We start from the raw sequence: 26,213 nt of genomic DNA, 5'->3' as shown, positions 1-26,213 counted from the left end.
CTGTCTGTCTTTTTACCGCACGCGCGTACGCCGGCTGCGATACGTATCGAGCACGACCGCCACCACGATCACCGCACCCGTGATGATCCGTTTCGTCGGCTCGTTCGCACCGATCTGCGCGAGCCCCGCGGCCAGCACGGAGATGATCAACACGCCGAAGAACGTGCTGATCACCGAGCCGCGCCCGCCCATCAGGCTCGTGCCGCCGATCACGACGGCGGCGATGACCTGCAGTTCGAGGCCCGCGCCCGCGTTCGGATCGGCCGCCTCGAGCCGCGAAATCTGGAACAGCGACGCGAGCCCCGCGAGCGCGCCCATCAGTGCGAATACGAGGATTTTATACGGCCGCGGGTTAACCCCTGCAAGTCGCACCGCTTCCTCGTTCGTGCCGATGCCCACCAGATAGCGTCCGAACACCGTGCGCGTCAGCACGAACTGGGCCGCGATCATCACCGCGACCGCGATCAGGAACGCCGGCGAGATGCCCAGCGCGATCGGGTTCGACAGGAAGTCGAACGCGTCGCCGATATACGCGGTGCGCGAATTCGTCAGCTGGTACGCGAGGCCGCGCGCGGCCTCCAGCACGCCGAGCGACACGATGAACGACGGGATCCGCCAGCCGACCGTGACCGCGCCCGTCAGCGCGCCCGTGGCGGTCGCGACCGCGATCCCGATCAGCGCGGCCGGCAGCGGCCCCCACTGCCATTTCAGCGCGGCGACGCTGACCATCGACGCGGCGAGCGCGAGCACCGAGCCGACCGACAGGTCGATCCCGGCAATGATCAGCACGAAGGTCATCCCGACCGACATCACGACGAGATCGGGAATCTGGTTCGCGATCGTGCTGAACGTGTCGTAGGTCAGGAAATGCGAGCTCAGCACCGAGAACAGCGCGATCATCGCGGCCAGCGCGCCGGCGAGCCCGAGATAGTTCGACAGGCCGAGCCGCGTGCCGGACAGCGTGCGCGCGCGGCGGCCCGTCACGTCCTGCTGCGCGCCTGCGTCGGTCGGGGATACGGGAGGCTGGGTCATTGCTGTCGTCCTGTCGTCGAAGTGCCCGGAGCGGCGCCGCGCGCGTGCTCCGGGTCCGGATGCTGCATGGCGGCCGCCGGCGTCTCGCGGCCGAAGCCGGCGAACGCCGCGGCCAGCAGCGCGTCCTGGGTCCAGTTGCCGCGCTCGAACACGGCGGTCATGCGCCCGGCCGACATCACGCCGATCCGGTCGCAGATCAGCATCAGCTCGCGCAGGTCGCTCGATACGACCACCAGCGCGCGGCCTTCGCGCGCGAGCGCGCCCATCAAAGTGTAGATCTCGAATTTGGCGCCGACGTCGATCCCGCGGGTCGGCTCGTCGAACAGCAGCACGCCCATGTCGCGCGCGAGCCAGCGGCCGATCACGACCTTCTGCTGGTTGCCGCCCGACAGCTCGCCGACCGGCTGCGCCGCGCCGTGCGTACGGATCCGCAGCGCATCGATCTGCTGCTCGGCGAGCGCCGTTTCGCGGGCCGAATCGACGATGCCGCCGCGCGCGAGCCGGTCGAGCTGGCCGAGCGACACGTTCGCGGTGATCGACTGCGACAGCAGCAGCCCTTCGCCCTTGCGATCCTCGGTGATCAGCGCGATACCGAGCTTCACCGCATCGACGGGCGACGCGATCCGCGCCGGCTTCAACGGCTGACCGACGGCGATCGTCCCGGCATCCGGCGTATCGGCGCCGTAGATCAGCCGCAGCAGCTCGGTGCGTCCCGCGCCGATCAGCCCCGAGATGCCGAAGATCTCGCCCGCGCGCACCTCGAGCGACACGTCGCGCACCGCCGTCCCGCGCGTGAGGCCCGATACGGCGAGCCGCGGCGCGCCGAAGCGGCGCTCGCCGAGATCGATGTGTTCGCCGACCTCGCGCCCGACCATCAGCGTGACGAGCCCGTCGGACGTCGTCGCCGCCATGTCGCCCGCATGCACGAGCCGGCCGTCGCGCAGCACCGCGACGCGCTCGGCGACGCGCGCGAGCTCTTCGAGCCGGTGCGAGATGTAGACGATCGCGACGCCGCGCGCCTTCAGCCGGTCGATCTGCTCGAACAGCAGCTCGACTTCGCGCGCGGTCAGCATCGCGGTCGGTTCGTCGAGAATCAGCACGCGGCAGTCGCCGATCAGGTTGCGCGCGATCTCGACCATCTGCTGATGGCCGATACCGAGCGCGCCGACCGGCGTATCGGGGTCGACCGCGTCGAGCCCGACCTGCGCCATCGCCGCGCGCGCGTCGTCGCGCAGCCGCGCGCGATCGATGATGCCGAAGCGCCGCGGCAGGCGGTTCAGGAACAGGTTTTCGGCGACGCTCAGCGTCGGCAGCAGGTTCAGCTCCTGCATCACCATGCGCACGCCGAGCGCCTCGGCCTGCGTGCGGCTCGCCGGCGCATAGGCCTCGCCGCCGAGCTGCATCGTGCCGGTGGTCGGGTCGACGAGCCCGCCGATGATTTTCGACAGCGTGCTCTTGCCGGCGCCGTTCTCGCCGGTCAGCGCGAGCGCCTGGCCCGCGTCGAGCGTCAGCGTGACGTCGGCGAGCACGGGTTCGGCATAGGTCTTGCCGATGCCGGAGACGGACAGCACGGGGTGGGCTGAACGGGAGGGTTGGAAGGTCGGTTCCATCGCGATCCTGGTTGCGGCCGCGCGCACGGGGCGCGCGGGTATGACGCTCACAAGTGCATGCAGTGGCCGTGATCGCGCTCACACCGGATAACGGCCGCCGCGCCGGATTCTTGAGCGCGGCGGCCGGACCGGTGCGGCGTTACTTCGTCACGAGATCCACCGGCGTCTCGACCACGCCGGACAGGTCGGCCTGCTTGCGATGCTCGGCGATCGCCTTGAGCGCCGTGTCGATGCCGAACACGGCCTGCTTCGCCGCATACTGGTCGGCGGTCGCGAGCACGCGGCCGTCCTTCAGCATCGGCTTGATCGCGTTGATGTTGTCGTAGCCGACCACGAGCACCTTGCCCTGCTTGCCGGCCGCGCGCACGGCCGACACGGCGCCGATCGCCATGTTGTCGTTGCCGCACAGCAGCGCCTTCAGGTTCGGGTATTCGTTGAGCATCGCGGCGGCCACCGCATTGCCCTTGTCGATCTCCCATTCACCCGACTGCACCGACACGACCTTCATCCCGCCCGCCTTCATCGCGTCCTGGAAGCCGGCCGTGCGCTGCTGCGCGTTGGTCGTCGTCGACACGCCTTCGACGATGCCGACCTGGTCGCCCGCCTTCAGCCGCTTCGCGAGGTAGTCGCCGATCTTGCGCGCGCCCTTGCGGTTGTCCGGGCCGACGAACGGCACGTTCAGGTTCTTCGACTTCAGCACGTCGGGATCGAGCCGGTTGTCGATGTTCACGACGACGATGCCGGCGTCGACGGCCTTCTTCACGACCGGCACGAGCGCCTTCGAATCGGCCGGCGCGAGCACGATCGCGTCGACCTTCGACACGATCATCTGCTCGACGATGCGGATCTGGTTCGCGGTGTCGGTCTCGTCCTTGATGCCGTTGGTGATCAGGTCGAACTGGTTCGCGTTGTGCTTCTGGTATTCCTTCGCGCCCGTTTCCATGGTCAGGAAGAACTCGTTGGCGAGCGACTTCATCACGAGCGCGACCTTCGGCTTGGCCGCGGACTGCGCGTGGACAGCCGGGGCAGCGGCCACCGCGACGGCGGCGAGCGCGGCGGTCAGGAAGCGACGGCGAAAGCGGACATTCATACACATCTCCTGGCGACTGGCCCGAAGGCCGATTGTTGTTCGGTTGTTGTTTTAATGTGAGCAAACGTTTGCGCCACACTACCCGGGCAATGGCCATCGATGTTGCTGTCGGTACCACGGAATGGAAGCGAGGCAGACGGCCGACTGCCTGGCGCGTGCTGGCGTTGACGCGCCACCGCCGGCGGGACGCCGGCGGAGTGAAGGCTATGCTGTACCGATTCGCTTCGGCGCGCAACCTGTCTAATCAATATTTAAGGGTTTATTCGGAGCGCGCGAGCGCGCTTCGCGACGCGCAAATACGACACTCGCGATGCCGGCGGCGGTTCGCCGAAGCGCGGTGCATGCAGGTTCTGCGTTGCCGGTTGTTCTTGTTTTTCTGTCCGCACGGGAACGCAGGTCGATCGTCGGCTGACGCGACGCACCGGACCGGACCGGACCGGCAGCGTCGGCCGATGCTTGAAGCGTGACGGCGGCCATCCCCCGCCGCCGCCCGGTGCGGCGTACGGCAAGGTGCGCGTCATGCGTGTCGCGCGCCGTCCGCGGGATCCGCCCGGACAGCGCGCGACACGCGCGAATCAAACGGCTTCGCGCAACAGCCCCGCGATTTCCGCTTCGTTCAGGTGCGGCGCGAACATTTCGATCAGCCGGTACGCATACGCACGCAGGAATGCGCCCTTGCGCAGCCCGACCCGCGTCGTGCTCGCCTCGAACAGGTGCTGCGTGTCGAGCGCGACGAGCCCCGTGTCGCGCTGCGGGTCGTAGGCCATCGCCGCGACCACGCCGATCCCCATCCCGAGCTCGACGTAGGTCTTGATCACGTCCGCGTCGATCGCGGTCAGCACGACGTCGGGCACCGCGCCCGCCTGCGTGAACGCCTGGTCGATGTGCGAGCGGCCCGTGAAGTCCTGGTCGTACGTGATGATCGGGTATTCGGCGATTTCCTCGAGCGTCAGGTTCTCGCGACCGACGAGCGGGTGGCCCTTCGGCACGACGACCGTGTGGTGCCACGAATAGCACGGGAACGTGACGATGTCCGGATAGCGATCGAGCGCCTCGGTCGAGATACCGAGATCGGCCTCGCCGTTCAGGATCATCTGCGCGATCTGCTGCGGGCTGCCCTGACGCAGCGCGAGATGCACCTTCGGGAACACCTCGGTGAACTGCCGGATCACCTTCGGCAGCGCGTAGCGCGCCTGCGTGTGCGTCGTCGCGACGACGAGGTGGCCGCTGTCCTGATCGGCGAACTGGCGTGCGACGCGGCGCAGGTTCTCGGCGTCGAGCAGCATCCGCTCGATCAGCTGGTGCACCGCCTTGCCGGGCTCCGTGAGCCCCGTCAGCCGCTTGCCGCGCCGAATGAAGATGTCGACGCCCAGCTCATCTTCCAGATCCTTGATCTGTTTCGACACGCCCGACTGCGACGTGTACAGCACGTTCGCGACTTCCGTCAGGTTCATGTTCTGGCGCACCGCTTCGCGCACGAACCGCAATTGCTGAAAATTCATGGGTATGCCTCTTAGGCTGTCGTTGTTTGATTGTCGAATCGGCGCGAATCCCGCCCTCTGCCCTGCGTTGTCTCGTCAACGCGCGGGAAATACCCGCACGGCGCGCGGCACGGCGGTCGCGCCGTCGCCGACCTGCAGCGAAAGCGCGCGCCATGCGTCGCGGTCGAGTTCCGCCTCGAGCGCGCCGCCCGCGCGCGCCTCGAGCTCCACGCGCACCGAACCGCCGAGCGGAATCACGCGCCGTACGTCCACCGCGATGCCGTCGCTGTGCCCTTCGCCCGCCGGCCACAGCTGCAGATCGTGCGGCCGCACGTACGCGTTCGCGGGGCCCGCGAAATCGGCGTCGACCTCGATCGGCGCCGCCGCGCCCTCGGCGACGAAGCCGCGCCCGGCCACCGTGCCCGGCAGCCGGTTCGCCGCGCCGAGAAACTCGTACACGAACGCGCTTTGCGGATGGTCGTAGACGTCCTGCGGGCTGCCGACCTGCTCGACGTGGCCGCGATTGAGTACGACGATGCGATCGGCCACTTCGAGTGCCTCTTCCTGGTCGTGCGTGACGAAGATCGTCGAGATGTGCAGGTCGTCGTGCAGGCGACGCAGCCAGCCGCGCAGCTCCTTGCGGACCTTCGCGTCGAGCGCGCCGAACGGTTCGTCGAGCAGCAGCACCTTCGGCTCGACCGCGAGCGCGCGGGCAAGCGCGATGCGCTGACGCTGGCCGCCCGACAGCTCGGACGGATAGCGCTGCGCGAGCCAGTCGAGCTGCACGAGCTTGAGCAGCTCGTGCACCTTCTCGCGAATCGCGGCTTCGGACGGCCGCTCGCGGCGCGGCTTCACGCGCAGCCCGAACGCGACGTTCTCGAACACCGTCATGTGGCGGAATAGCGCGTAATGCTGGAACACGAAGCCGACCTGCCGCTCGCGCGCGCCGACCGACGCGACGTCGAGCCCCTGCAGCACGACCTGGCCGGCGTCCGCGTGCTCGAGGCCCGCGATCACGCGCAGCAGCGTGGTCTTGCCGCAGCCGGACGGCCCGAGCAGCGCGACCAGTTCGCCGGGCGGGAAGTCAAGCGAGACGTTGTCGAGCGCCGTGAAATCGCCGAAGCGCTTCTGAAGGTGACGGACGGTGATACCCATTCTGGTTGCCTCTTTACGATTTCGACGAAACGGCGCCGACGGGGCCGGCATGTGCGGGAACGGCGTCGTGCGCGTCGGCCAGTTCGGCCGCAAGATGACGCTCGGCGATCAGCTTCAGCGCGAGCGTGACGAGCGCGAGCAGCGCCAGCACCGACGCCACCGCGAACGCCGCCGCGAAGTTGTATTCGTTGTACAGGATCTCTACGTGCAGCGGCATCGTGTCGGTCACGCCGCGAATGTGGCCGGACACGACCGACACCGCGCCGAACTCGCCCATCGCGCGCGCATTGCACAGGATCACGCCGTACAGCAGGCCCCACCTCACGTTCGGCAGCGTCACGCGCCGGAAGATCTGCCAGCCCGACGCGCCGAGCACGCGCGCGGCTTCTTCCTCGTCGGTGCCTTGCGCCTGCATCAGCGGAATCAGCTCGCGCGCGACGAACGGGAACGTGACGAAGATCGTCGCGAGCACGATGCCCGGCACCGCGAAGATGATCTGCACGTCGTGATCCTGCAGCCACGGCCCGAACCAGCCCTGCGCGCCGAACAGCAGCACGTACACGAGGCCCGAGATCACCGGCGACACCGAGAACGGCAGGTCGATCAGCGTCGTCAGCAGCGCCTTGCCGCGGAATTCGAATTTCGCGATCGCCCACGATGCGCACACGCCGAACACGAGGTTCAGCGGCACCGCGATCACGGCGACGGTCAGCGTCAGCTTGATCGCCGACCACGCATCGGAATCGGCGAGCGATTCGAGATAGAAGCCGACGCCCTTGCGCAACGCCTCGACGAACACCGCGGCGAGCGGCACGACGAGGAAGAACGCGAGGAACGCCAGCGCGATGCCGGTGAGCAGCCAGCGCACGACGCGCGACTCGCTGACCGGGTCGAGCCGCTTCGCGGCACGCGCGGCCGGCGACGGGGTTTTCAGCACGACGGTGGCCTCCTGGCTCATTGCTGGCCTCCTGCGGCGGCAGCAGCGGCGGTGACGGTGGCGGGCGCCGGGCCGCTCGCCCCCTTGCTCGTACGACGCTGCAGATACCACTGCAGCGTGTTGATCAGCAGCAGCATCAGGAACGACACGACCAGCATCACGACCGCCAGCGCGGTCGCGCCCGCGTAGTCGTACTGCTCGAGCTTCGTGATGATCAGCAGCGACGTGATCTCGGATTTCATCGGCACGTTGCCGGCGATGAAGATCACCGACCCGTATTCGCCGAGCGCGCGCGCGAACGACAGCGCGAAACCGGTGAGCAGCGCCGGCAGCACGGCCGGCAGCACGACGCGGCGGAACGTCAGCCAGCGCGACGCGCCGAGGCACGCGGCGGCTTCTTCCTGCTCGCGCTCGAAATCCTCGAGCACCGGCTGCACGGTGCGCACGACGAACGGCAGCCCGATGAAGGTCAGCGCGACCAGCACGCCGGCCGGCGTGAACGCGATCTTGATGCCGAGCGGCGCCAGATACTGGCCGACCCAGCCGTTGGTCGCGTAGACGGCCGCGAGCGAGATGCCGGCCACCGACGTCGGCAGCGCGAACGGCAGGTCGACGACCGCGTCGACGAGGCGCTTGAACGGGAACGTGTAGCGCACCAGCACCCATGCGACGAGGAAGCCGAACACGGCGTTGATCAGCGCGCCGCCGAGCGCGGCCGAGAACGTCAGCTGGTACGACGCGAGCACGCGCGGCGACGTGACGGCGGTGACGAACTGGTCCCACGACAGCGTCGCGGTCTTCAGGAACGTGGCGGCGAGCGGAATCAGCACCACGAGGCTCAAATAGGCCACCGTGATGCCGAGTGTCACGCCGAAACCGGGCAGCGCGCTCGGCTTGCGAAAGGTGTACGTCGTCATCGGATGCTCTTGCTGGGTCGATGCTGCTCACGGGTCCGACGCAAACGCCGGCGCAGTGAATCGCGCCGGCGAGCCGTCGGGGACGCGGCGCGCTGTCGTGGCGCGCCGCTTGTCGTTATGGTGTGACTGCGTGCGTTACTGCGGCTTGTAGATCGAATCGAACACGCCGCCGTCCGCGAAATGCGTCTTCTGCGCATTGGTCCAGCCGCCGAACGTGTCGTCGACCGTGTACAGCTTCAGCTTCGGGAACTGCTTGGTCAGCTCCGCCGGTACGTTCTTCGAACGCGGCCGGTAGTAGTTGCGCGCCGCGATTTCCTGGCCCTGCGGGCTGTACAGAAAATTCAGGTATGCCTCGGCCAGCTTGCGCGTGCCCTTCTTGTCGACCACCTTGTCGACCACCGCGACGGGCGGCTCGGCCAGGATGCTCACCGACGGCACGACGATCTCGAACTTGTCGGTGCCGAATTCCTTGACCGACAGGAATGCCTCGTTTTCCCATGCGATCAGCACGTCGCCGATCCCGCGCTGCACGAAGCTCGTCGTCGCGCCCCGCGCGCCCGAATCGAGCACGCCTGCGTTCTTGTAGAGCTTCGAGACGAATTCCTTCGCGGTCTGCTCGTTGCCGCCCGGCTTGTGCTGGGCGTACGCCCATGCGGCCAGGTAGTTCCAGCGCGCGCCGCCCGAGGTCTTCGGGTTCGGCGTGACGATCGAGATGCCCGGCTTGGTCAGGTCGTCCCAGTCCTTGATCCCCTTCGGATTGCCCTTGCGCACGAGGAACACGATCGTCGACGTGTACGGCGACGCGTTGTCGGGCAGGCGCTTCTGCCAATCCTTGTTCACCAGCCCCTTGTTCGCGAGCGCGTCGATGTCGTACGCGAGCGCCAGCGTGACGACGTCGGCCTGCAGCCCGTCGAGCACCGAGCGCGCCTGCGCGCCCGAACCGCCGTGCGACTGCTTGAAGTTGACCGTTTCGCCCGTCTTCGCCTTCCACTCCTTGCCGAACGCCTGGTTGAAATCCTGATACAGCTCGCGCGTCGGGTCGTACGACACGTTCAGGAAGGTCGTATCGGCCTGCGCATGCGTCGCGACGCCCAGCGCCGCCGCCGCGCCCAGCGCGAGTGTTGCGATCAGGCGACCCACTCCGCCCACCAGCCCCGTATTGCGCTTCGCCATCCTTGGTTCTCCAGTGTTGTCGGTATTGCGATGTCGGGCCAGTCTATCGAACGGGTTACATGATTAAAAATAATCGTTCCTTATTTTTTAATACTCAAAAGTGCTAACGCAGACGGGATGGACGGTTGCGGCGGACAAACCGGCGTCAGGACGTCGCGAAATCACGCCGGAACCGGCGCGATCGCGTCGAACCTCAAGTAACACTTGAAATTCCCCAAGTACTGTATAAAAATACAGCTCACTGTCTATCCATACAGTTCAGCCATGACCAAACTCACCGCCCGTCAGCAGCAAGTGTTCGACTTGATCCGTCGCGCGATCGAGCGCTCCGGATTCCCGCCCACCCGTGCCGAGATCGCGGCCGAGCTGGGCTTCAGTTCGCCGAATGCCGCCGAGGAGCACCTGCGCGCGCTGGCGCGCAAGGGCGTGATCGAGCTGGCGGCCGGCGCGTCGCGCGGCATCCGGCTGCTCGGCCTCGACGACGCCCCACATCAGTTCACGCTGCCGCACGCCGGCCTGATGCAACTGTCGCTGCCGCTCGTCGGCCGCGTCGCGGCCGGTAGCCCGATCCTCGCGCAGGAGCACATCTCGCAGCACTACGCGTGCGATCCCGCGCTGTTCACCAGCAAGCCCGACTATCTGCTGAAGGTGCGCGGCCTGTCGATGCGCGACGCCGGCATTCTCGACGGCGACCTCCTCGCCGTGCAGAAGCGCACGGAAGCGAAGGACGGCCAGATCATCGTCGCGCGTCTGGGCGACGACGTCACGGTCAAGCGCCTGATGCGCCGGCCCGGCGGCCTCGAGCTGATCGCGGAGAACCCGGATTACGAAAACATCTTCGTCAAGGCCGGCAGCGCGGATTTCGCGCTGGAAGGCATCGCCGTCGGGCTGATCCGCTCGGGCGAACTCTGACATTCCGTCTCGCTAGGAGAACATCATGGAACGCCTTTCCCGCCTGCTGCCTTTCCGTCAATTCGGTCGCCTGCGTCATCTGCGCGGCCGCACGCCCTGCGCACCGCTGTCCGCGGCGGCGCCTGTGCAAGAAGAAATCGCAGTCGAACGGCAGGCGTCCGTGCTGCCGTCAGCGCTCCCCGCGTTCGCGCGGGTGTCGCTGAACGCCGGTCTGAACCATGCGGAACCCGCGCGCCGCGCGCCGGTGCGCGTCTATCACGGCCGCTCGCGCCTGATCATGGTGGGCACGATCGATGCCGTGTGCCGGATGATCGATCGCTGCATCGCGGAGGAACGATCGGCCACGCCGGGCGGTCTCTGATTGCGGAACCTTCCCGCACCGGAGGCAACGTGACTGAATCGTCGCGCCGCGCTTGGCGAATCAAGCCGCTGCTGATCGTCGCGCTGGTCGTCGCCCTCATTGCGGCGCTCGGCTATGCGTACGCGTCACCGTATGTCGCGCTCGGTCGCCTGAAATCGGCGATCGATGCGCGCGATGCGCAGGCGATCAGCGAGTATGTCGATTTTCCGTCGCTGCGCATCAGCCTGAAGCAGCAGGTCACGGAAGAGTTGATGCGCCGGATCGACGCCGTGAAGAAGAACAATCCGTTAGCGGTGATTGGCGCGCTGATCGGGTCGGCGCTGATCGGCCCGCTGGTCGATGCGTACGCGACCCCGGAAGGCGTCGCCGCGTTGATGAGCGGATTGCCGCCGCGCGGCAATCCCGGCGAGCGCCCGCCCGAGTGGTCGAATCAGCCGCCAGCAGGCAATGCGTCCGGCAACCCGCCTGCCGCACCGCCCGTCAATCCGGCGCCGGCAAGTGCTGCGGTACCGGGCGGCAACCCAGCCGCTTCGGCCGCATCGTCGCCGGCACCTGCGCCCGCCGCACCAGCCAGCCCGAGCGAAGCAACGCAAGCGCCGCGCCAGCAGCAAACCAGCGCGGGCTACCGGAATATCGATGAATTCGTCGTCACATATCAGCGCAGCGCCGACGGCACGCGCTATGCGGCGATCTTCCACCGCTTCGGGCTGTTCTCGTGGAAATTGTCCGGAATCGACCTGCACGCATAACAGGCCACGCTCGGTGCGCGCGCTGCCAATGCAGCGCGACGCCTGACCGGCCCGCATCGCCGGTCGGGCTGTCAGGGTCATCCAGCCTTTAGGTCATTGGCTGCTCGCCGTGGCCGCTTCACGTTCGCGCGCGATTTCGGCCTTCTGCTCTTCCGCCGACGAGCACGCGACCAGAATGCTGCAGTTCACGCGATCGAGCAGTTGCGTATTGCCCGACCCCATCCACCATCTCGACAATCCGCTGCGGCACCGGTGGCCGACGACGACGAGGTCGACCTTCAGCTCCGACGCGAGATTCGCGATTTCGTCGATCGGATAACCGAATGCGAAATGGCCTTCGGCCTGGACGCCGCGCTCGCGCAGCCAGTTCACGCCTTCCTGCAGGATTTCGCGCGCGGTTTCCTCGAAGCGGCCGCATGCGACGTCGGTCAGCAAACCCGCGCTTTGCGCGATGCTCGAACGCATGTCCACGACCGACAGCAAGTGCGTTTCGGCCTTCAGGTCCATTGCGAGATTGGCGCCGTAACGCAGCGCCTTGCGCCCTTCGAGCGTGCCGTCGTAACACAGCAAAATCTTGTTGTAGCTAGCCATGAAGCCTCCCTATCGCGACAACGAGCCTACGCATTCATCATGGTGCGCCGCAATTCAGGACGCAAGGGATGGAAAACGCTGATTCGCCCCGCTCGGCGCGTGCGCGATGATGCGGTGCACGATCGCTGCGCGCTTGAATCGCACCGTGCGCGCATGCCCTCAAGCGATGCAGCGATGCACTAGAATGGCCCCGTTCCACGTCCGGCGGGCCAGCTCGCGCCGGCGTCGTATGCTTCGGCCATGCCCATGTGACACGCCTTCGCGCGATCCGTTCGCACACGGGCCGCGGGCCGGGCGGCGGAACGCACCCGCTTACAACGACAACACGCCCATGTCCGTCGCACCAATCGATTTCCGCAACGTCGAAAAGCGCTATGGCGACAAGCTCGTCGTCAATGGCCTGTCCTTCAACGTGAAGGCCGGCGAATGCTATGGTCTGCTCGGGCCGAATGGCGCCGGCAAGACCACGACGCTGAAGATGCTGCTCGGCCTCGCGCATCCCGACGCAGGCACGATCGCGCTGTGCGGCGAACCGGTTCCATCGCGTGCGCGACATGCACGCCGGCGAGTCGGGGTCGTCCCGCAGTTCGACAACCTCGACCCCGACTTCACCGTCCGTGAAAACCTGCTCGTGTTCAGCCGCTATTTCGGGATGTCCGCGCAGGCCGCACGCGCGCTCGTGCCGCCCCTGCTCGAATTCGCGAAGCTGGAAAACAAGGCCGATGCAAAAGTCGGCGAACTGTCGGGCGGCATGAAACGCCGCCTCACGCTCGCCCGCGCGCTCGTCAACGATCCCGACGTGCTGGTGCTCGACGAGCCGACGACGGGCCTCGATCCGCAGGCGCGCCACCTGATGTGGGAGCGGCTGCGCTCGCTGCTCGCGCGCGGCAAGACGATCCTGATCACCACGCATTTCATGGAAGAAGCCGAGCGCCTGTGCGATCGGCTGTGCGTGATCGAGGAAGGCCGCAAGATCGCCGAAGGTGCGCCGCATGCACTGATCGAATCGGAGATCGGCTGCGACGTGATCGAGATCTACGGGCCGGATCCGGTCGCGCTGCGCGACGAGTTGTCGGCATTCGCGAAGCACACCGAGATCAGCGGCGAGACGCTGTTCTGCTACGTGACCGACCCCGAACCGGTCAGCGCACGACTCACGGGCCGCCCGGGGTTGCGCTATCTGCATCGCCCGGCCAATCTGGAGGATGTGTTCCTGCGGCTCACGGGCCGCGAGATGCAGGACTGATCGACCATGGACGTCCGCAACTATTCCGCCACCACGCCATCGGCCCCGCCGCGCGCGTCGCGCTTCGCGATCGCGATGCCGGCGAACGCAAGCAACTGGGTCGCCGTCTGGCGGCGCAACTATCTCGTGTGGCGCAAGCTCGCGCTCGCGTCGATGTTCGGCAATCTCGCCGATCCGATGATCTATCTGTTCGGGCTGGGTTTCGGGCTCGGCCTGATGCTCGGCCATGTCGACGGCGTGTCGTATATCGCGTTCCTCGCGGCCGGCACGGTCGGCTCGAGCGTGATGATGTCCGCGAGCTTCGAATCGATGTATTCGGGTTTCTCGCGGATGCACGTGCAGCGCACGTGGGAAGCGATCATGCATACGCCGCTCGCGCTCGGCGACATCGTGCTCGGCGAGATCGTCTGGGCGGCCAGCAAGGCGATGCTGTCGGGGAGCGCGATCATGCTCGTCGCGGGCGTGCTCGGCTACGCGGCGTTTCCGTCGATGCTCGCGGTGCTGCCCGTGATCGCGCTGGCCGGCCTCGCGTTCGCCAGCCTCGCGATGATCGTCACGGCGCTCGCGCCATCCTACGATTTCTTCATGTTCTACCAGACGCTCGTGCTGACGCCGATGCTGCTGCTGTCGGGCGTGTTCTTCCCGATCACGCAGTTGCCGCCGCTCGCGCGGCACGCGGCGCAGGCGCTGCCGCTCGCGAATGCGGTCGAGCTGATCCGGCCTGCGATGCTCGGTCGGCCGGCGACCGACATCGCGTTGCACGTCGTGGTGCTCGCCGGCTACGCGGTCGGCGGGTTCCTGCTGTCCGCGTGGCTGTTCCGGCGGCGGATGATGCGCTGACGGCCGGCGCGTCGGGCACCGGGCACCGGGCACCGGGCGTCGGGCACCGGGCGCCGGCTTCATGCGACGACGTTACTCGTCGTCGTCGCTCCACGGAATTTCGACGTCGGTCAGGAACGCGACGGTCGCGAGCGGGCCGCCTTCCTGGCGGCCGAGCTTGCCGTCCGCGCGATGCCATTCGACGCGGAACTGCGTGCCCGGATCGTCGGCCACCAGATAGACCGTGCGCAGTTCTTCCTTGTCGGCTTCGTTCACCGGGCCGTCGAACGACACCAGCATCTTCTGCGGCCACAGGCCGTTGACCGGATCGTAGATGCGATCGCCTTGCGGAATGTCGATGCTGGCCTCGACGCCGATCGTTGCGGATGCCTCGATGATCATCGTGCCGAGCGCGTTCAGCACGGCAGTCGCCCGCGCGGAATTGGCCTGGCGGATCGCGAGATCGCCGCGCGTCAGCGCCTTTTCGAGTCGAGGATGGATCTTCGGTTGGGTCATGCGTTTTCCTGTTTGCTTCTTGTAAAGGGCGCCGCACGCGTGAAGCGGCGGCGCCGGATGAATACGAATGCGACGCGTGCGCCGGGCCGGCGTGTCGCCCGCGTTGTCAGAACCCGAACGCGATCGCGAGCAAGCCGCTCACGATCCCGAATACGACGACGAGCGTCGCGACGATCGCCAGCATGTAGGGCTTGAACGAACGCGCGAGCATCGCGAGCGACGGCACGCTGATCGGCGGCAGCGTCATCAGCAGCGCGGCGGCCGGACCGACGCCCATGCCGAGCGACAGCATCGCCTGGATGATCGGCACCTCGCCGGCCGTCGGGATCACGAACAGCATGCCCGCGACCGCGAACGCGACGATCCAGCCGAGATGATTGCCGATGTCCGGGCCGATGTGCGGAAACAGCCACGCGCGCGCGGCGCCGAGCAGCAGCACGAGCACGATGTATTCGGGCACGAGCCGCACGGCCATGCGCGCGAGCAGTTTCATCCAGCGGACGAACGGATTGCCGGCAGCGGCCTGTTCGGCCGCCAGCGCGGCGAGCTGCGCATCGTCGATGCTGCGGTCTTCGGGGCGCGCGATGCGGTTCAGCAGATAACCGATCCCGAACACCATCGCGATGCCGAGCACGAGGCGCAGCGCGCTCCAGTGCCAGCCGAGCACGAAGCCCATGAACACCAGCGCGGCCGGATTCAGCACCGTATTGCCGAGCCAGAACGCGACCGCGCCGCCCGGCGATGCATGGCGCGCACGCAGGCCGGCGACGACCGGCGCCGCGCAGCACGTGCACATCATCCCGGGCAGCGACAGCAGCCCGCCCGCGGCGACGCTGCCGAAGCCCGTGCGGCCGAGCACGCGCGCCACCCAATGCGCGGGCAGCAGCGCCTGCACGGCCGAGCCAAGCAGCAGGCCGAGCACCATCGCCTGCCAGATCGCCTTGCCGTATGCCCATGCGTAGTCGAGCGCCGCCTTCAGCGACGGCTCGGGTGCGGCCGCCGACGTGCCCATCAGGATCGACTGGCCGATCGAATGGTGCTCGGCGGCAACGAACGCCTTGTTGTAGTACGGGAACCATTTTACGTAGAACAGTCCCGCGACCGCGATCAGCAGGAAGGTCATCCAGCCGAGGGCCGGGTTCGGTTGGGTGCGTGTGGTCGTCATCGTGTGGTGATCGTCGATTGGTTTTTGTCGGTTTCGGATGTCGTGCCGCCGGCAAGCGCGGCCGATGCGGGCAATCCGGCCTGCGCGAGTTCGGCCAGCAGCGTGCGCGCCTGAGCGCGTACGTCGTCCGCGTTGGGCCGGAACGTGAACGTCAGCGCGCGGTTCGGCTTGTCGTATGTCGCGCGATACGTGCGTGCGTAGGCGGGATCGTAATGTCTGTCGATCAGTTCGGTGAACAGATCGGCCCGCGCGCCGGCATCGATCAGCGCCTTCCAGCGCATCACCTCTTCGCGGCTGTGCAGGCCGATCAGCCGATGAAGCTGCGCCTTGAATGCGTCCGGTTCGTCGAACAGGTGCGCGTAATCGTCGAGCAGGAACGCGATCCGCTCGTCGTGCGCCGCTTCGACCTGCACCCACGGCCCCGCGTGAAACGCTTCGATCAGCGCGATCGGCAACTGCACGAGCCCGATCCTGCGGCTTTCCGACTCGACGAATACTGGCCATTGGGAGTTGAAACGCCCGAGCGTCTCGACGAGCCCGGAATCGAACCCCTTTTGCGTGGGCTGCGGCTTGCCCGGCAGCGCGCCGAGCAGGGAGCCGCGATGGCACGCGAGTGCTTCGAGATCGAGCGTCTGCGCGCCCACGTCGCGCAGCGCGTTCAGCAGGCGTGTCTTGCCGCAGCCCGTATGGCCGACGAGCGCGATGTAGCGAAAGCGCGTCGGCAGCGAGTCGAGCGTCGCGCACACCGACCGGCGGTATGCCTTGTAGCCGCCGTCGAGCTGGCGCGCCTTCCAGCCGATCAGGTTGAACCAGGTCGTCATCGAGCCCGAACGCTTGCCGCCGCGCCAGCAGTAGATCAGCGGTCGCCAGTTGCGCGGCCGGTCGGCAAACGTCGTGTCGAGATGGCGTGCGATGTTGCGCGCGACGATCGCCGCGCCGACGCGCGTCGCCTCGTACGGCGACACCTGCCGGTACATCGTGCCGACGAGCACGCGCTCTTCGTTGCTGAGCACGGGCGCGTTCAGCGCGCCGGGGATATGGTCCTCGGCGAACTCGAGCGGCGTGCGCACGTCGATGATCTCGTCGAACTCGCCGGCGCGATCGAGGGTGACAATCAGGTTCTTCAATTTGGCGTCGAACAGGGGCGATGCGGCTCGGGGAGCCGCATGGGCACGGAAGGCGGATTGACGATTATCTCACGGGCCGGCGTCCCGGGCCTCGTGCGGCAGTCGGCGACGACGACGCGGCCTGCATCGCGTCGATCAGATGGTCGCGGAACGCGCGCACCGACGCGGGCAGATCGCGCCCGGCCATCGTCTGCACCTGGATGCTGCGTTCGCGCAGTTGCGGGTTCGTCACCGGCACGACGACGAAGCCGTCCGCATCGGCGCGATCGCGCACCGACAACAGCCCCGTGAACATCACCGCACCCGTGCGGCGCGCGTAGCCGTACATCGCCGCTGTGTTGTTACTGGTCAGTTCGGGCTCGAGCAGCAGCCCGTCGAGCGCGCACGCGATGTCGATCAACTGGCGCACCGTCGTGCCGGCCTCGGGCAGCACGTGCGCGTGCCGCGCGACATCGGCAAGCGACACCGCATCGCGCGCCGCGAGCGGGTGATCGTGCCGGACCAGCGCAAAGACCGGCGCGCGCTCGGTGTGGTCGACGCGCACGCCTTTCTCCGGCGCGAGGCTGAACGTCAATGCGATGTCCGCATCGCCGTCGCGCACGCGCCGGGTCGCGTCCGCCGGCGATACGACCCATACGGTGAAATCGACGCCCGGGTGGCGCGCCTTGAAGCTCGCGAGCACGCCGGGCAGGAAATCGATCGCGAACCCTTCCGAGCACGCGATCTTCAGCAGGCTGCCGTGCAGCGCGTCGAGCCCGCCGATGTCCTTCATCACGTGCTCGGCCTCCAGCAGGCTGCGCTGCGCGAACGCCAGCAACCGCTCCCCCGCCTCCGACAACGCCATCCCGCGCGGCCGCCGCTCGAACAGCGGCGCGCCGAGCTCGCTCTCCAGCTTCGCGATCTGGCGGCTGATCGCCGACACGGCCACGTGCAGCCGCGCGGACGCGTCGCTGATCGAGCCGGTACGCGCCACCTCGACGAAATACCGCAACCCCAGGCCATGCAGGAAAGCCGCCATCGTTCTGTCTCCGCGCCGCATCCGGCCGCGCTGCTTTGCCTTTTCGGCAAAGAAAGGTTCGAAATTCGATCATTGTGACAAAAAAAGCGGCTTTCTAGAATCGATCGCACTTCACGTTGCCTGCGCGGCCCGCGCACGGCGAACCCGACCGAGGAGACACGATTTGAGCCGTACCGCCGCCATCCAGCATGCGCTGAACCAGTTCGAATCCGGCGCGTTCTTCACGACCCTGAGCCGCCGCGTCGGCCTGCGCACCGAAAGCCAGGAATGCGGCAGCGGCGCCGCGCTGCGCGCCTATCTGACCGACGAGATCGCGCCCGAGGCCGCCCGCCTCGGTTTCACGTCGCGGATCGTCGACAACCCGGTCGACGGCGGCGGCCCGTTCCTGCTCGCGTCGCGCCACGAAGACGACGCGCTGCCGACCGTGCTGATCTACGGCCACGGCGACGTCGTGCGCGGCTACGACGCGCAGTGGCGCGCGCCGCTGTCGCCGTGGACGCTGACGGCCGACGGCGATCGCTGGTATGGCCGCGGCAGCGCCGACAACAAGGGCCAGCACACGATCAACCTCGCCGCGCTGGCGAGCGTGCTCGATGCGCGCGGCGGCCGGCTCGGCTTCAACGCGAAGCTGCTGATCGAAATGGGCGAGGAAACCGGGTCGCCGGGGCTCGACGCGCTGTGCCGCCAGGAGCGCGACGCGCTGGCGGCCGACGTGCTGATCGCGTCGGACGGCCCACGCATCGCCGCCGCGCGCCCGACGGTCTTCCTCGGCTCGCGCGGCGCGGTCAACTTCAAGCTGAGCCTGCGCGCCCGCGACGGTGCGCATCATTCCGGCAACTGGGGCGGACTGCTGCGCAATCCGGCGATCGTGCTCGCGCATGCGCTCGCGAGCCTCGTCGACGCGCGCGGCGCGATTCGCGTCGCGGGGCTGCGCCCGCCGCCGATCCCGGCCGCGGTGCGTGACGCGCTCGCCGATCTTTCCGTCGGCGGCGGCCCCGGCGACCCGGCGCTCGACGCCGACTGGGGCGAGCCCGGCCTGTCCGCGGCCGAACGCGTATTCGGCTGGAACACGTTCGAGATCCTCGCGTTCAAGGCCGGCAATCCGGAGCACCCCGTCAACGCGATCCCGCCCGCCGCGTATGCGCACTGCCAGTTGCGCTTCGTCGTCGGCACCGACTGGGAAGCACTGCATGCGCACCTGCGCGCGCACCTCGATGCGCACGGCTTCGCCGACATCGAGATCGACGTCGAGCGCGGCGCACCGGCGACGCGCGTGCCGCCGGACGATCCGTGGGTGCGCTGGGCCGTCGCGTCGCTCGCGCGCACCACCGGCAAGAAGCCCGCGATCCTGCCGAATCTCGGCGGCACGCTGCCGAACGAGGTGTTTGCCGACACGCTCGGGCTGCCGACGCTGTGGGTGCCGCACTCTTACCCGGCGTGCGCGCAGCACGCGCCCGACGAGCATCTGCTCGCGAGCGTCGTCAGCGAGGGGCTGCAGATGATGGCCGGCCTCTTCTGGGATCTCGGCGACGACGCGCCGCCCGTTCGCCGCGCGGCATCCGCCGCGGCCGGCGCCGCCCTGTAACGCGCTTCGCCCCTTTCACGGGATCTGCACACACGATGAATACGACCACCCTCACCGCGCAGGACGCCGCGCGCCCGAGCGCCGCGAAAATCCGGCGCATCATCTTCGCCGCGTCGATCGGCAACGCGCTCGAATGGTTCGACCTGATCGTCTACGGCTTCTTCGCGGTGACGATCGCCAAGCTGTTCTTCCCCGCCACGAGCGAAGCGACGTCGCTGATGCTGACGCTCGGCACGTTCGGGCTGTCCTACCTGATCCGGCCGATCGGCGGCTTCGTGCTCGGCGCGTATGCCGACCGCGCGGGCCGCAAGGCGTCGCTGCTATTGTCGATCGCGATGATGATGGTCGGCACGCTGCTGATCGCGCTGATGCCGACCTACGCATCGATCGGCATGCTCGCGCCGCTCGGGATCATGCTGTCGCGGCTGATGCAGGGCTTTTCCGCGGGCGGCGAATTCGCGAGTTCGACCGCATTTCTCGTCGAACACGCGCCGCAGCGGCGCGGTTTCATGTCGAGCTGGCAGTTCGCGAGCCAGGGCCTCGCGACGTTGCTCGCGTCGGGCTTCGGCGCGCTGCTGACGGCCACGCTGACCACCGCGCAACTCGAAAGCTGGGGCTGGCGCGTGCCGTTCCTGTTCGGGCTCGCGATCGGCCCGGTCGGGCTGTATATCCGCCGCTACGTCGACGAAGGCGTCGAGTTCAAGACGCAGGCGCGCTCCGAGGCGCCGGTTCGCGAGCTGTTCGCGGACCAGAAGGTGCGGCTGCTGCTGTCGATCGGCGCGCTCGTGATCTCGACCGCGGTCAACTACATGATCCTGTACATGCCGACCTACGCGATCAAGCAGCTCGGGCTGCCGGCATCGACGGGCTTCGCGGCGACGCTCGCGACCGGTTTCGTGCTGACGCTCGTCACGCCGGTCGTCGGCCATCTGTCCGACCGCACCGGGCGGATCCGCATGATGGCGGTCGCGGCCGTGCTGATGCTGCTGACCGTGTGGCCGACGTTCGCGTGGCTCACGCGCCACGCGTCGTTCGCGACGATGCTCGCCGCACTGATCTGGATCGGCGCGCTGAAGGCGATGTACTGCGGCGCGCTGCCGGCGCTGATGGCCGAACTGTTCCCGTCGCAAACACGCGCCACCGGGCTCGCGGTCAGCTACAACACCGGCGTCACGCTGTTCGGCGGCTTCGCGCCGTTCGTCATCACCTGGCTGATCAGCACGACCGGCAACCGACTGTCGCCGGCGCTCTATCTGATGGGATGCGCGCTGCTGAGCCTCGCCGCGTTGTTCGTCGCGCGCACGCGGCTGAAGATGCGCTGACGCGAGAAACGACGGCGCGGCGCGGCGCCGCCGCAACCGCCCGACTCGGCCCGTCGCGGCATCGCTGCCGCGCGGGCCGCGTGCCGTTTACGGCGCCGGGTTCGGCTGCCGTTCGTGCAATGCGTCGATCTCGGCGAGGATCTCGTCGGACAGCGCCACGTCGATGCTGCCGATGTTCTCCTTCAACTGCTCGAGCGACGTCGCGCCGACCAGGTTGCTGCGCACGAACGGGCGGCTGTTGACGAACGCGAGCGCCAGTTGCGCGGGCGACAGCCCGTGACGCCGCGCGAGCGCGACGTAACGCGACGTCGCCTCGACGGCCTGCGGCTTGCTGTAGCGCTGGAAACGCTCGAACAGCGTGATGCGCGCACCGGCCGGACGCGCGCCGTTCTCGTACTTGCCGGACAGCCAGCCGAACGCAAGCGGCGAATACGCGAGCAGGCCGACGCCGTCGCGATGCGTGAATTCCGACAGCCCGTTCTCGAACGTGCGGTTCAGCAGGCTGTACGGATTCTGGATGCTCGCGATGCGCGGCAGCCCGAGCTTTTCGGCCGCGCGCAGGAACTGCGCGACACCCCACGGCGTTTCGTTCGACACGCCGATCGCGCGCACCTTGCCGGCCTTCACGAATTCCGCGAGCACGCCGAGCGTTTCCTCGATCGGCACCGTGTATGTGTCGTCGACCCACGGATACGCGGGCCGGCCAAACGTGGTCGTGCTGCGATCGGGCCAGTGCAACTGGTAGAGATCGACATAGTCGGTCTGCAGGCGCTTGAGGCTGCCGTCGAGCGCTTCGGTCAGGTTCTTGCGGTCGAACTGGTTGCCCTCGCCGCGAATATGGCGCGGATTGTGCGGCTGCCGCGCCGGGCCCGCGATCTTCGTCGCGAGCACGATACGGTCGCGCTGCGCGCGATGCTGCGCGATCCAGGTGCCGATGTATTGCTCGGTGCGGCCCTGCGTGTCGGGCTTCGGCGGCACCGGATACATCTCCGCGGCGTCGATCAGCGTCACGCCCTGCCCGAGCGCGTAGTCGATCTGCTCGTGCGCGTCGCGCTCCGAATTCTGCTCGCCCCACGTCATCGTGCCGAGACCGATCAGGCTGACCTCGAGACCCGAATCGCCGAGTGTGCGGTATTCCATGCTGTTCCTGTCGCGTCGGTGGAAAGCAGGAAAGCTATCACATTGACGCAACTGCTTCAGGCAGGCGCGGCGCACGCTTACAGGCGGCCTCCAGCGCTGCCCCGCGCGTTCACGCGCCCGCCCGGATGCGGCCGCGCTCCGTCACTGCGGTCGCTGGATGAAGCAGGTCGCCGACGCATGCGCGACGATCTTGTCGTCCGGCGTCTTCAGCGTGCCCTCCGCGACGCCCAGCGAACGCGACAGGTGAATCACGCGTCCTTCCGCGATCAGGTCGACGTCGCGCGGCACGGGCCGCAGCATCTTCACGTGCAGATCGACGGTGCCGTAACCGACGCCCGCGTCGAGCATCGAATGTACCGCGCACCCGGTGACCGAATCGAGCACCGTCGCGGCGAACCCGCCGTGCACGCCGCCCAGCGGGTTCAGGTGCCGGCCGTCCGCCCGCGCCGAAAACTTCACGTAACCGAGCTCGACGTCGAGCGGGCGCATCGGAATCGTCTCGGAAATCGACGCAAGGGGCGCGTCTCCGGACGCGGCGGCACGCAGCAGATCGAGGCCAGACAGGGAAAGCGGGTTCATCGGGTTGTCTCCGGGTTGAAAGCGCGTCGCCGCGCGCGTAAGTTCTAAATTGGAACTCATTATTGTCAACGAGGCGGGCCGTTGTCAACGCGGCTGCGCCCGTTGCGACCGAAGGCGGGTTCTATAATCGAACCCGCTATTTCGCTGAACCGCCGCAAGACTGCCGCAACGGGCACGAGACTCGACAATGAAATGGGATGACATCGGCACGCTGAACTGTTCGGTCGCGCGCACGCTCGCCGTGCTCGGCGACCGCTGGACCATGCTGATCCTGCGCAACGCATTCCTCGGCTGCCGCCGCTTCGACGCGTTCCAGGCCCAGCTTGGCCTGACGCGCCACGTGCTGGCCGAACGGCTCGCGCGGCTCGTCGACGAAGGCGTGCTCGTCAAGCGCGCGTATCAGGAACGCCCGCCGCGCTTCGAATACCGGCTGACGGAAAAGGGCCTCGCCCTCTACCCGGCCCTGCTCGCGCTGATGGTGTGGGGCGATCGCTGGAAGGACGACGGCCAGGGGCCGCCGGTGCAATTACGCCACCGGGCCTGCGGGCAACTGATGCACGCGGTCACCGTATGCTCGGCGTGCGGCGAACCGCTCGACGCACGCGACGTGCAGCCCGAGCCGGGGCCCAGATGGATCGCGTCCGACGGGACCGAGGCGTCCGCATCCACGGATTGACGATACGTCGCGCACGGATGTCGTTCCGACGCGCCTGCTAGACATACGCTTGGGCCACAGGCCGCATCGAGTCGCAGTCCGCCCGCCGGCGCACGCATCGTTCGCACGCCGGTGCGCCGCAACGGCAAACGCAATCGCCTGCCATCGCCGGCACTATCGCTGTGCGTTGATCGCCCGCTCGCCCGCACCGGCTGCATAACGCAACTTTGCGTCACCCTGTCCACCACTGCCGATCACTGCGCACGCCCTCGTTTCGCATCCGCGCGTGACCGGGCCGGCATGCGTGCGTTACACTCACGGCCCGCTGTCTCGAAATTATTCGCTGTCCAAGATGTTGTCGCGCAATCGCCTCGCCGCCGCCTGTCTCGCCGCTTCCCTGCTCGCCACACCCTTCGCCGCCTTCGGCAAGACGCAAAGCGAATCGCTGCTCCAGCAAGCGATCGACCTCGTGTCGCGATGGCTGCCGGCCCCCACTCACGAAGCCCCCGCGACCCAGGTCGTCGAATCGGCATTCTCGCCCGACGGCGGCGCCGAGGCGCTCGTGCTGAAAGCGATTGGGGCGGCGCGCACCTCGATCCGGGTCGCCGCGTACTCGTTCACGTCGCCGCCCGTCGCGCGCGCGCTGCTTGCCGCCAAGCGCCGCGGCGTCAACGTCGCGGTGGTCGTCGACGACAAGGGCAATCGCGCGAAGAGCAGCAAGCAGGCATTGAACCTGCTCGTCAACGCCGGCATCCCGACGCGCACGATCGATGCCTATGCGATCCATCACGACAAGTACCTCGTGATCGACGCCGAGCACGTCGAAACGGGTTCGTTCAACTACAGTGCGTCGGCGGCCAGCCGCAATTCCGAGAACGTCGTCGTGGTCTGGAACAACCCGCAACTCGCGTCACGCTACCTCACGCACTGGCAAAGCCGCTTCGACCAGGGCACGCCGTATCGCTCCAGCTACTGACGCCGACACACGCTTTCTCGTGGCGCTCGCCCCTCGCATTTCTGCCGCCGCGTTGCAGATGATCGGCGAGCATGGCGCGATGTTCAATTCGGCCGAATGGCCAGCACGCGGCGTCGCGAAGCGCCCTTCACGCGCGACGCGCCGCGTTCAATGGATTTCCGGCGCCCGCCCGGTCGCGACGCGGGCAGGCGCGCTCGCGACACAACGGCTCGCGTGCCCGTCCGCGCCGCTGGCCGAATTCGCCGACAGCCCGTGGTCGCCCATCGGCAGCACGCTGCGCACGCACGCGGTGCTGAACATCAGCGTGTTCTGAACCAGCGGGTAAAGGAGATACAGCGCAAACGCGAGATAGCCCGCGTACAGAATTCGAACCATGGTGCGATCGGATGAGATGAGATGAACGATTGGACTCGTCCTGTTTACGGCAGGGCGACGCGCGCCCTTGAGGCATCGCGGGTCCGATTCCGCATCGGGACGGAACGCGGGCCGATGCCCCTCGCTTCTCGCCGCATCTTCACCGACACTCGCGAACCCGATCGCCGCCGCGGCGGGAGTTGCAGCGTGGCGATGCATCGAACCGTGCGCAATACTGTTCGACGAACCATGACCGACCTGACAGTCGGGACACGAGACAAGACTCACGCAAATCGCACCGAAACCGGCCGACGTGGCGGCCCGGTCGGACACGTTGCCTATGATCCCGCCCGCCATCGCACCGTCGCCGACCTGCTTGGCTCGGCCGATCGGCGGATGGACTAACACAAGCAGCGCGGCCGGACGGCCCGCGCATGACCGCCGACGAGCCAGGCCGGCGCGGCGCGATCAAGCCGCCGCGCTGCCCGTCGCCGCCGTCGCCGCGCTCGTGCGACGGTGTCGATTCAACTGCCGCAGGGCGGCGCGCTGGCCATGGCGTCCGCGATCTGCTCGGGTGTCAGATCGCGCTGATGCGTCGCCAGCGACCAGCGATGCCCGAACGGATCCTCGACCTGCCCGTAACGATCGCCCCAGAACATGTCGGCCGCCGGAATCGTGACCGTCGCACCGGCCGCGACCGCCCTCTCGATCGCCGCATCGGTGTCCGGCACGTACAGATGCAGGCAGACGGGCGTGCCTTTCAGCGCCTTCGGCCCCAGCGCGCCGTGTTCGGGCATTTCATCGACCAGCATCAGCGTCGAATCGCCAATCGCCAGGCACGCATGCGCGAGCCGGCCGTCGGGCATCGCGAGGCGAAACTGTTCGGTCGCATTGAACGCGCGCTTGTAGAAGTCGATGGCGGCGGTAGCGCCCGCACAAATCAGGTGCGGGGTCAGCGTGCGCATCCCTTCCGGGATCGGCTTGACGGATGTGGCCATGGTGTCGCTCCTTCAGTCGGTTGTCGTATCGAAAATCGGGACGGACGCGCGATGCGCACGCCTCCGATGCTACGACGGACGACTCCCGCGGAAATCGACACGGCGCCCGGGATTTTTCTGTTTGCTCGAGTGACGGGGCGCGCAGGAAGCCGCATCGGGCGTTACCGGCCCGTTCGGTCGGCCGGTTGGTCCGGCAAGCCGAACTGCCGGCGGCAAGCCTCCAGCAACGCGGCCACCGCGTCGAGCGGAAGATCGGCAAACCGGGCGATCGGCAGCATTACGCCGCCCGGCACCTTCGTACGGGAAGAATGTACGGAGAACTGGTAGCCGATGTAACGATTACCGGCGACGCTGACGATCCGGAATTCAGCGACGTCCCGCCACGGCGTGACGGGTTTTTCGCGGGCGGAACCGATCAGCCGGAAGCCCGTCTCGTCGACCTGCAGCGCCAGCTTGCGCCGCGACGAGACGAACAACGCGGCACTGGCGAGCCCCAGCAACGCGGCCAGCGCCGCTAGCGGCCAGAGCGTCGAGGCGGCCACGTAACCGCACAGGCTCGCCGCGGCCAGCCCCGCACACACGACCGCCCTGCTTTTCAGGCTTCGGCTGTCGACCGCGAGCGTCACCGGCAACGCGCCGGTGACCGTTCCCGCAACGGGATCGACGTGCCAGCCGGAATCCGTCGTTTCGCGTTCGTCGTTCATT

General features: G+C 67.7%; 28 protein-coding genes and 1 pseudogene. 10 read left to right on the top strand and 19 right to left on the bottom strand.

Going from position 1 to position 26,213, the window contains the following annotated elements; genetic code table 11:
• Nucleotides 1-12: 12 nt before the first annotated feature.
• The 9 genes and pseudogenes from GJG85_RS08150 to GJG85_RS35280 form a co-directional block, all read right to left on the bottom strand.
• Complete coding sequence (locus GJG85_RS08150; protein ID WP_006476069.1) at nt 13-1,032, bottom strand: ABC transporter permease; 1,020 nt, start codon at nt 1,030-1,032, stop codon at nt 13-15.
• Nucleotides 1,029-2,642, bottom strand: coding sequence for a sugar ABC transporter ATP-binding protein (locus GJG85_RS08145; RefSeq protein WP_089488415.1), 1,614 nt, complete (start codon nt 2,640-2,642; stop codon nt 1,029-1,031). The genes GJG85_RS08150 and GJG85_RS08145 overlap by 4 nt, the downstream gene beginning before the upstream one ends.
• A gap of 139 nt (nt 2,643-2,781) precedes the next feature.
• The gene (locus GJG85_RS08140; protein ID WP_050012585.1) at nt 2,782-3,732 is read right to left on the bottom strand and encodes a sugar ABC transporter substrate-binding protein; all 951 of its coding nucleotides are present in this window, start codon (nt 3,730-3,732) and stop codon (nt 2,782-2,784) included.
• Between the two features lie 575 nt (nt 3,733-4,307).
• Nucleotides 4,308-5,234: a CysB family HTH-type transcriptional regulator gene (locus GJG85_RS08135; RefSeq protein WP_034186954.1), complete on the bottom strand. Its 927-nt coding sequence runs from the start codon at nt 5,232-5,234 to the stop codon at nt 4,308-4,310.
• A gap of 75 nt (nt 5,235-5,309) precedes the next feature.
• Entirely contained in the window at nt 5,310-6,368 is a 1,059-nt protein-coding gene (locus GJG85_RS08130; RefSeq protein WP_050012584.1) for a sulfate ABC transporter ATP-binding protein, read from the bottom strand.
• 13 nt (nt 6,369-6,381) lie between these two features.
• Complete coding sequence (gene cysW / locus GJG85_RS08125; RefSeq protein ID WP_050012583.1) at nt 6,382-7,326, bottom strand: sulfate ABC transporter permease subunit CysW; 945 nt, start codon at nt 7,324-7,326, stop codon at nt 6,382-6,384.
• Nucleotides 7,323-8,222 carry a sulfate ABC transporter permease subunit CysT gene (gene cysT, locus GJG85_RS08120; protein ID WP_204383832.1) on the bottom strand — a complete coding sequence of 300 codons (900 nt, stop codon included), beginning with the start codon at nt 8,220-8,222 and terminating at the stop codon, nt 7,323-7,325. The genes cysW and cysT overlap by 4 nt, the downstream gene beginning before the upstream one ends.
• Before the next feature lie 135 nt (nt 8,223-8,357).
• Nucleotides 8,358-9,395: a sulfate ABC transporter substrate-binding protein gene (locus tag GJG85_RS08115; protein WP_050012581.1), complete on the bottom strand. Its 1,038-nt coding sequence runs from the start codon at nt 9,393-9,395 to the stop codon at nt 8,358-8,360.
• A gap of 177 nt (nt 9,396-9,572) precedes the next feature.
• Nucleotides 9,573-9,689: pseudogene (locus GJG85_RS35280) on the bottom strand (sodium:proton symporter); the annotation flags it as partial.
• Between GJG85_RS35280 and lexA the strand changes: the two are divergent.
• The 3 genes from lexA to GJG85_RS08100 are packed head-to-tail and all read left to right on the top strand — an operon-like array spanning nt 9,660 to nt 11,417.
• Nucleotides 9,660-10,307: a transcriptional repressor LexA gene (gene lexA / locus GJG85_RS08110; RefSeq protein ID WP_050012580.1), complete on the top strand. Its 648-nt coding sequence runs from the start codon at nt 9,660-9,662 to the stop codon at nt 10,305-10,307. The pseudogene GJG85_RS35280 and the gene lexA sit on opposite strands and share 30 nt — an antisense overlap.
• 25 nt (nt 10,308-10,332) lie before the next feature.
• Nucleotides 10,333-10,668 carry a hypothetical protein gene (locus GJG85_RS08105; protein ID WP_050012579.1) on the top strand — a complete coding sequence of 112 codons (336 nt, stop codon included), beginning with the start codon at nt 10,333-10,335 and terminating at the stop codon, nt 10,666-10,668.
• 29 nt (nt 10,669-10,697) lie between these two features.
• A complete protein-coding gene (locus GJG85_RS08100; protein WP_050012578.1) occupies nt 10,698-11,417 on the top strand; it encodes a DUF2939 domain-containing protein in 720 nt (239 codons plus the stop codon).
• Nucleotides 11,418-11,510: 93 nt separating this feature from the next.
• Here the strand turns inward: GJG85_RS08100 and GJG85_RS08095 are convergent, their stop codons facing one another.
• The gene (locus GJG85_RS08095) at nt 11,511-12,008 is read right to left on the bottom strand and encodes a universal stress protein (protein ID WP_089467374.1); all 498 of its coding nucleotides are present in this window, start codon (nt 12,006-12,008) and stop codon (nt 11,511-11,513) included.
• A gap of 331 nt (nt 12,009-12,339) precedes the next feature.
• On the opposite strand from GJG85_RS08095, the gene nodI reads away from it, so the two are divergent.
• Both nodI and GJG85_RS08085 read left to right on the top strand, forming a co-directional pair.
• Nucleotides 12,340-13,254 (top strand): nodulation factor ABC transporter ATP-binding protein NodI, encoded by a 915-nt coding sequence (gene nodI, locus GJG85_RS08090; protein ID WP_050012576.1) that lies wholly within the window; start codon nt 12,340-12,342, stop codon nt 13,252-13,254.
• A 6-nt stretch (nt 13,255-13,260) separates the two neighbouring features.
• The gene (locus tag GJG85_RS08085) at nt 13,261-14,094 is read left to right on the top strand and encodes an ABC transporter permease (RefSeq protein ID WP_050012575.1); all 834 of its coding nucleotides are present in this window, start codon (nt 13,261-13,263) and stop codon (nt 14,092-14,094) included.
• Nucleotides 14,095-14,166: 72 nt separating this feature from the next.
• Here the strand turns inward: GJG85_RS08085 and GJG85_RS08080 are convergent, their stop codons facing one another.
• The 4 genes from GJG85_RS08080 to GJG85_RS08065 form a co-directional block, all read right to left on the bottom strand.
• Complete coding sequence (locus tag GJG85_RS08080; protein WP_050012574.1) at nt 14,167-14,589, bottom strand: hypothetical protein; 423 nt, start codon at nt 14,587-14,589, stop codon at nt 14,167-14,169.
• Between the two features lie 106 nt (nt 14,590-14,695).
• On the bottom strand, nt 14,696-15,754 hold the full coding sequence (locus GJG85_RS08075) for a permease (protein ID WP_027809855.1): 1,059 nt from the start codon (nt 15,752-15,754) through the stop codon (nt 14,696-14,698).
• On the bottom strand, nt 15,751-16,881 hold the full coding sequence (mnmH, locus tag GJG85_RS08070; RefSeq protein ID WP_050012573.1) for a tRNA 2-selenouridine(34) synthase MnmH: 1,131 nt from the start codon (nt 16,879-16,881) through the stop codon (nt 15,751-15,753). The genes GJG85_RS08075 and mnmH overlap by 4 nt, the downstream gene beginning before the upstream one ends.
• A gap of 64 nt (nt 16,882-16,945) precedes the next feature.
• Entirely contained in the window at nt 16,946-17,899 is a 954-nt protein-coding gene (locus GJG85_RS08065; RefSeq protein WP_050012572.1) for a LysR substrate-binding domain-containing protein, read from the bottom strand.
• Between the two features lie 163 nt (nt 17,900-18,062).
• On the opposite strand from GJG85_RS08065, the gene GJG85_RS08060 reads away from it, so the two are divergent.
• Both GJG85_RS08060 and GJG85_RS08055 read left to right on the top strand, forming a co-directional pair.
• Nucleotides 18,063-19,484, top strand: coding sequence for a M20 family metallopeptidase (locus GJG85_RS08060; RefSeq protein WP_124556404.1), 1,422 nt, complete (start codon nt 18,063-18,065; stop codon nt 19,482-19,484).
• Nucleotides 19,485-19,519: 35 nt separating this feature from the next.
• Nucleotides 19,520-20,806, top strand: a complete 1,287-nt coding sequence (locus GJG85_RS08055) for an MFS transporter (protein ID WP_089488411.1) — start codon at nt 19,520-19,522, stop codon at nt 20,804-20,806.
• An 87-nt stretch (nt 20,807-20,893) separates the two neighbouring features.
• On the opposite strand, the gene GJG85_RS08050 is transcribed toward GJG85_RS08055, so the two are convergent.
• Both GJG85_RS08050 and GJG85_RS08045 read right to left on the bottom strand, forming a co-directional pair.
• On the bottom strand, nt 20,894-21,946 hold the full coding sequence (locus GJG85_RS08050; protein ID WP_050012569.1) for an NADP(H)-dependent aldo-keto reductase: 1,053 nt from the start codon (nt 21,944-21,946) through the stop codon (nt 20,894-20,896).
• A gap of 141 nt (nt 21,947-22,087) precedes the next feature.
• Nucleotides 22,088-22,525 (bottom strand): PaaI family thioesterase, encoded by a 438-nt coding sequence (locus tag GJG85_RS08045; protein WP_050012568.1) that lies wholly within the window; start codon nt 22,523-22,525, stop codon nt 22,088-22,090.
• Nucleotides 22,526-22,712: 187 nt separating this feature from the next.
• Between GJG85_RS08045 and GJG85_RS08040 the strand changes: the two genes are divergently transcribed.
• Nucleotides 22,713-23,201 (top strand): helix-turn-helix domain-containing protein, encoded by a 489-nt coding sequence (locus tag GJG85_RS08040; protein ID WP_204383830.1) that lies wholly within the window; start codon nt 22,713-22,715, stop codon nt 23,199-23,201.
• A 331-nt stretch (nt 23,202-23,532) separates the two neighbouring features.
• Nucleotides 23,533-24,156, top strand: coding sequence for a phospholipase D family protein (locus GJG85_RS08035; RefSeq protein ID WP_050012566.1), 624 nt, complete (start codon nt 23,533-23,535; stop codon nt 24,154-24,156).
• A 147-nt stretch (nt 24,157-24,303) separates the two neighbouring features.
• Here GJG85_RS08035 and GJG85_RS08030 read toward each other — a convergent pair whose 3' ends face one another.
• Complete coding sequence (locus GJG85_RS08030) at nt 24,304-24,531, bottom strand: hypothetical protein (protein WP_080334187.1); 228 nt, start codon at nt 24,529-24,531, stop codon at nt 24,304-24,306.
• Nucleotides 24,532-24,552: 21 nt separating this feature from the next.
• Here GJG85_RS08030 and GJG85_RS08025 point away from each other — a divergent pair, with 21 nt between their 5' ends.
• Entirely contained in the window at nt 24,553-24,915 is a 363-nt protein-coding gene (locus GJG85_RS08025; RefSeq protein WP_124630406.1) for a hypothetical protein, read from the top strand.
• A 119-nt stretch (nt 24,916-25,034) separates the two neighbouring features.
• Here the strand turns inward: GJG85_RS08025 and GJG85_RS08020 are convergent, their stop codons facing one another.
• Complete coding sequence (locus tag GJG85_RS08020) at nt 25,035-25,508, bottom strand: VOC family protein (RefSeq protein ID WP_089488409.1); 474 nt, start codon at nt 25,506-25,508, stop codon at nt 25,035-25,037.
• A gap of 161 nt (nt 25,509-25,669) precedes the next feature.
• Nucleotides 25,670-26,212, bottom strand: a complete 543-nt coding sequence (locus GJG85_RS08015; RefSeq protein ID WP_089488408.1) for an aspartyl-tRNA synthetase — start codon at nt 26,210-26,212, stop codon at nt 25,670-25,672.
• Nucleotide 26,213: the final 1 nt, after the last annotated feature.

This window comes from Burkholderia sp. MS389 (assembly GCF_016899425.1).
In the GTDB taxonomy this organism is placed as follows: Bacteria; Pseudomonadota; Gammaproteobacteria; order Burkholderiales; family Burkholderiaceae; genus Burkholderia; species Burkholderia sola.
Note: the sequence above shows the minus strand (reverse complement) of the source record. Positions and strands in the feature narration are given on the sequence as shown.

Bases quoted from the DNA above. Each gene is read 5' to 3' on its own strand.
- GJG85_RS08150 (WP_006476069.1), bottom strand. From the start codon at position 1,032: ATGACCCAGCCTCCCGTATCCCCGACCGACGCAGGCGCGCAGCAGGAC.
- GJG85_RS08145 (WP_089488415.1), bottom strand. From the start codon at position 2,642: ATGGAACCGACCTTCCAACCCTCCCGTTCAGCCCACCCCGTGCTGTCC.
- GJG85_RS08140 (WP_050012585.1), bottom strand. From the start codon at position 3,732: ATGAATGTCCGCTTTCGCCGTCGCTTCCTGACCGCCGCGCTCGCCGCC.
- GJG85_RS08135 (WP_034186954.1), bottom strand. From the start codon at position 5,234: ATGAATTTTCAGCAATTGCGGTTCGTGCGCGAAGCGGTGCGCCAGAAC.
- GJG85_RS08130 (WP_050012584.1), bottom strand. From the start codon at position 6,368: ATGGGTATCACCGTCCGTCACCTTCAGAAGCGCTTCGGCGATTTCACG.
- cysW (WP_050012583.1), bottom strand. From the start codon at position 7,326: ATGAGCCAGGAGGCCACCGTCGTGCTGAAAACCCCGTCGCCGGCCGCG.
- cysT (WP_204383832.1), bottom strand. From the start codon at position 8,222: ATGACGACGTACACCTTTCGCAAGCCGAGCGCGCTGCCCGGTTTCGGC.
- GJG85_RS08115 (WP_050012581.1), bottom strand. From the start codon at position 9,395: ATGGCGAAGCGCAATACGGGGCTGGTGGGCGGAGTGGGTCGCCTGATC.
- lexA (WP_050012580.1), top strand. From the start codon at position 9,660: ATGACCAAACTCACCGCCCGTCAGCAGCAAGTGTTCGACTTGATCCGT.
- GJG85_RS08105 (WP_050012579.1), top strand. From the start codon at position 10,333: ATGGAACGCCTTTCCCGCCTGCTGCCTTTCCGTCAATTCGGTCGCCTG.
- GJG85_RS08095 (WP_089467374.1), bottom strand. From the start codon at position 12,008: ATGGCTAGCTACAACAAGATTTTGCTGTGTTACGACGGCACGCTCGAA.
- nodI (WP_050012576.1), top strand. From the start codon at position 12,340: ATGTCCGTCGCACCAATCGATTTCCGCAACGTCGAAAAGCGCTATGGC.
- GJG85_RS08085 (WP_050012575.1), top strand. From the start codon at position 13,261: ATGGACGTCCGCAACTATTCCGCCACCACGCCATCGGCCCCGCCGCGC.
- GJG85_RS08080 (WP_050012574.1), bottom strand. From the start codon at position 14,589: ATGACCCAACCGAAGATCCATCCTCGACTCGAAAAGGCGCTGACGCGC.
- GJG85_RS08075 (WP_027809855.1), bottom strand. From the start codon at position 15,754: ATGACGACCACACGCACCCAACCGAACCCGGCCCTCGGCTGGATGACC.
- GJG85_RS08065 (WP_050012572.1), bottom strand. From the start codon at position 17,899: ATGGCGGCTTTCCTGCATGGCCTGGGGTTGCGGTATTTCGTCGAGGTG.
- GJG85_RS08055 (WP_089488411.1), top strand. From the start codon at position 19,520: ATGAATACGACCACCCTCACCGCGCAGGACGCCGCGCGCCCGAGCGCC.
- GJG85_RS08050 (WP_050012569.1), bottom strand. From the start codon at position 21,946: ATGGAATACCGCACACTCGGCGATTCGGGTCTCGAGGTCAGCCTGATC.
- GJG85_RS08045 (WP_050012568.1), bottom strand. From the start codon at position 22,525: ATGAACCCGCTTTCCCTGTCTGGCCTCGATCTGCTGCGTGCCGCCGCG.
- GJG85_RS08040 (WP_204383830.1), top strand. From the start codon at position 22,713: ATGAAATGGGATGACATCGGCACGCTGAACTGTTCGGTCGCGCGCACG.
- GJG85_RS08035 (WP_050012566.1), top strand. From the start codon at position 23,533: ATGTTGTCGCGCAATCGCCTCGCCGCCGCCTGTCTCGCCGCTTCCCTG.
- GJG85_RS08030 (WP_080334187.1), bottom strand. From the start codon at position 24,531: ATGGTTCGAATTCTGTACGCGGGCTATCTCGCGTTTGCGCTGTATCTC.
- GJG85_RS08025 (WP_124630406.1), top strand. From the start codon at position 24,553: ATGAACGATTGGACTCGTCCTGTTTACGGCAGGGCGACGCGCGCCCTT.
- GJG85_RS08020 (WP_089488409.1), bottom strand. From the start codon at position 25,508: ATGGCCACATCCGTCAAGCCGATCCCGGAAGGGATGCGCACGCTGACC.
- GJG85_RS08015 (WP_089488408.1), bottom strand. From the start codon at position 26,212: ATGAACGACGAACGCGAAACGACGGATTCCGGCTGGCACGTCGATCCC.